General features: G+C 55.8%; 1 protein-coding gene. It reads right to left on the bottom strand.

The window, feature by feature from the left end; translation table 11 throughout:
* A partial coding sequence (locus HCUR_RS08070) for a hypothetical protein (RefSeq protein ID WP_165780592.1) occupies positions 1-1020 on the bottom strand: 1020 nt, incomplete at both ends.

The following is a 1020-nucleotide window of genomic DNA, read 5'->3' as shown; positions in this document are numbered from 1 at the left end:
TATCTTGCACCCCTTGCAGCAGAGATTCTCTTGGATTATTAGGTTTGGAGAGTCTGTTTCTTCGATGGATAAGTTTAAGACCCTGGGCTTGATGTAATTTCAGTGGTAAAGGGATCACCGCATTATTTTTATACTTCCGTCCAGTAACCTTAAGCAGTTCATCGGACTGAGCCACGGGCCATACATGGTGCTGTTCATGCTTGAATCCAGTTTCTTGGGTTCTTTTATCAACAACTTCTTTCATTTCTTGCTTGCGATATTCTCCCACCGGCACAGGATTGTCTTTGTAACGTTCGAAATACGCCCGGGATTCCGCCGGGGTCATATCCTGAGTCCCCGCCTTCCTTTCCTGGCGCTGTTTTCCTGTGGCCTTTAGACCCGAAGCATTGCCGCCCTCTTTTTTCAGTATCCCCGTTCCCTTGTCTTTGCTTAAGGCGGTTCGCGCCAGGCGGATCCCTGTTCTGGCCAGCGTGCTCCCCACCCCTGCGCTGGCTAGATCCAAGGTTACGGATCCGGTGGCTAGGGCCCCCTGAGCGGCGGCGCTCCAGTAATTTCCCTCCTGGATCTCATCGCCCACGTCTTTTACGCCCTGGGCTACATCGTAGGCTACTGCCAGAATGGTGGTGACAAAATTTTCCTCCAGGCCAGTGGTGGCCGCAGTGTCACAGGCCTGGATGTCTCCGGAATCCTTGCCCGCCAAGGCTAACCCCGTAGCCAGAAGGATTCTTAGCGATGCCACCGCCCGACCTGCCAACGCCTGGGCTGCCTCCTGACAGCGCTGGGTATAGGCCTCCTGCCCTTCCCCCTGGGCTCTTTGAGGCAATTGGTCTCGAATTCCTTCTGTAACGCCCTGCGCACACGTCTCCGCCGCCATGGTGGTGCCCGCCGCCAGAAGGGCCTGATTCCAGTCTCCAGTGCCGCTTTCCAGAGCCTGGAGGGATAGGCTAGAGGCCATGGCCAAGGCTCCGTGGAGTAATTTATGTTCCAGCCCCGAAAGACCGCTACGATAGGCCTGGCCGA

Origin of the sequence: Holospora curviuscula, assembly GCF_002930195.1 — a bacterium.
In the GTDB taxonomy this organism is placed as follows: domain Bacteria; phylum Pseudomonadota; class Alphaproteobacteria; order Holosporales; family Holosporaceae; genus Holospora; species Holospora curviuscula.
This window is presented reverse-complemented; position numbering and strand designations above follow the sequence as displayed.